This is a genomic window from Bacillus sp. FG16, from assembly GCF_057809515.1.
In genome coordinates this window covers 1-2,877 of record NZ_JBMDKC010000210.1, presented here as the reverse complement: position 1 = coordinate 2,877, position 2,877 = coordinate 1, and the positions used below count along the sequence as shown (strand labels likewise).

General features: G+C 34.2%; 2 protein-coding genes. Both read left to right on the top strand.

Features of this window, described 5'->3' with window-relative positions:
* Nucleotides 1-67 precede the first annotated feature (67 nt).
* Nucleotides 68-589, top strand: coding sequence for a hypothetical protein (locus ACODS7_RS31610; RefSeq protein ID WP_243169421.1), 522 nt, complete (start codon nucleotides 68-70; stop codon nucleotides 587-589).
* A gap of 1,869 nt (nucleotides 590-2,458) precedes the next feature.
* Nucleotides 2,459-2,779, top strand: a complete 321-nt coding sequence (locus tag ACODS7_RS31605) for a DUF8088 domain-containing protein (RefSeq protein ID WP_243169419.1) — start codon at nucleotides 2,459-2,461, stop codon at nucleotides 2,777-2,779.
* Nucleotides 2,780-2,877 lie beyond the last annotated feature (98 nt).

Sequence of the window (2,877 nt, the reverse complement as noted above, 5' to 3'; positions counted from 1 at the left end):
ATTTGTACATGCTTAAACAAGTGAAAATGTACATGATCATCTTGACATTTACACTATCAAGCTAAAATTGTTTTCATCAGAGCAGAAAGTAAAAGTTGTATATTATCGTGATTTATGGAAGTGGTTAAAAACACATAAACACGTGGTGGATTTTTCTAGAATTGAACCAGGTATTTTGGGTCCTGAACCAGACTGGATGTCAGAGAAACGTAATGCGGACCTAGTAGCAAAAAAGAAACGTGGCAACCCCTGGAGCGAAGATGATGATTTGTTGCTTAAAAGCTTAGTAAATGCACACCGTTACACATATCCAGAAATTGCAATGAGGTTACAACGTACTGAGGGATCTGTGAAACGTAGACTAATGGAGTTGAAAATTAAATCTAGACCTGTACGTATAGATAATCATATAAAATATACAAAGCAAGAAGTAAAACAAATTGTGGATTTGTATGATCGAGGTTACAGCATAGATGTCATTGCAGGCAGATTAGGGAAAAGTGCATTAGGTGTTCGCGGGAAGATGGAAAGAATGGGGTACCGGTTTAAAGGGGGAGTTCCGATAGTACCAAAAGAGATTCTAGTATGAAGGCATAAAAAAGGCTAGGATTTCTCCTAGCAAAAGAGTTATGTCGTACAGAAAGGTACTTGTGCGCAAACCAGGTGTTTGCAAATTTATTATATAACGTTTCTGGGGTGTATAGGCTGAGTCATGGCAATCTTTACGTAAATTTTACATGGTATTGAAGATTTTGATAAATATCAAAGTTGAATTTTGTACAAATATACACAGAGTGATAAGTACAGTTCTATAAATAAAAGCTCCACTCTCAAAAGGGTGAGAGTGGAGCCTATGGATGAAATTACTGAGTTCTTGGGATGGTGAACATCAGCACCTAAATAATAGCATGAGTATTCAGAAAAAGCATTGAATAAATGTTTCCGATTTTTCAAATTATAGTTAATTAATTTTTATTAAACAACAGCGTTATTTTAATCGGAAATGGCAGGTAATTGACCAAATCACCTGCCATGTGCCTAAACAGTCCGGAGGGGTAAAACTCCGTTTTGAAAGAGTGTAGCTGACTCGTAGATAGTATGTGTAATGTGGAAAAGAATATTCGTAAAGAGGGATTAAAAAGAACCTGTTGTTTATAACAAACAGGTTCTGATCAGAGCCATAGGCTCAATTACAGGAATTACAAATCTACTGGGGGTAGTGTAATTCCTGATTAATATTAAGGCATGTTAATAAAATCTAAATATGATTAATCAAATGATAACTAAACAAAATTCGTATTATACGAGCAAAAATAAAAGAACCCGTTTGTTATAAACGGATTCTTCCCACAAGGTGTGCAAGAAATTCAAGGTAACTGGACCAGAGCCACCTATGGAATCCCTTGTGATAATACGGTATGCAAAGGAATCAATAAGGTTAATGAAATTTAAACAAAACCCTTATTTGAAAGCAAATAAAAAAAGAGCACCTGGGAAAGCGCTCTTTAATCGAGAGTCTTATCGAAAAGTGAGAATTGAAAATGTACAGCAATATATCATATGTATGTTTTGAGTGAAGGTGAAAATTTTAAGTAAACAAAAAAGAGCGCTAATCAAGGGCGCTCTTTACACCTAATCATAATGGAGGTGACGAACTCACATTATACAGAAAGGTAGTATTAAAGTATGTAAAAGTATGAAATTGGTGAATAGGTTCAAACAAAATAGTTATTTTATAACCAAAAATAAAAGAACCCGTTTGTTATAAACGGATTCTTCACACAAGGTCTGCAAGAAATTCAAGGTGACTGGACGAGAGTACTCTATGGAATTCCTTGCAATAATAATGTATTCAAAGGAATCAAAAAAGTTAATGAAAATTAAACGAAGTTCTTATTTTAAAAATAGAGAGCTCTTGCCAAAGAACTCTCTTACCAAAACTTATATTGAATGAATACACACCATAATGTATGCATGCTGTTTAGCTATGTGTAGTTGTACAATAAAATCTTTATTTGAATAGAGCAGCCTCTTGTGGGTAAACAAGAGGCAAGAGTAGGAAAAAATATTTTGGTGTAACTCGCTAGGAGTACAATAACATGATAACACATCTATGTATGAAACTAAATAAAATAGTTATTTTAATTAGTTTAGCCCCTTGAAGGGCGCTCCAAGGGACTAAGATTCGAGAATTTGTAAACTCTTGTTTAATTACATGAAAACTCCCTAAGGAGAATCTAGGATATTGTAACACTCAACTGATTATTTTGACAACTATATATTGGTAAAAGAAGCCCCAATTATCTACGAGGCTTCTAAGGGTAATTGTCAAGTGATGACGTACTCGACTAATTAACAATATCATGAATTTTTTGGTAAAAATACTGGTAAATGTGTCCAAATAGGTGAGGTATGATTTTCAACAAAAACGCTATTTTATTAGAAAAGGAGAATGAAAATGAATAAAGTTACTATCAATTTTGGGCCAGGTACAGCAGCATGGAAAGATATGCAGGAGGTCGCTAAAGTTCTGCAAGAAAAGGGTTACTCGGTCGAGCCAAAAGAAGATATCGGAATTGTGAAGTTAACTAAGGATATTTCTGATGAACCTGTGATAAGAAAAATAGGAGATTTAAAAGTTGGAGATCAGGTTATGTATCAAGATGAAGTTGAAACAATTCATTCAATAAGTCGAGATACGTATGGGGAATATGATGTTCAAATCCGATGCTATCACGAAAAGTTTTGTCAAACATCCGAATTTGAGGTAATTGAGTAGAAAACTAAACAAAAATTTCATTTTATAAAAAAGAGCACCTTCGAATGAACTGCACCCCAATTGTTAGACACAGTCTAACAATTGGAGGTGCAGTTTTT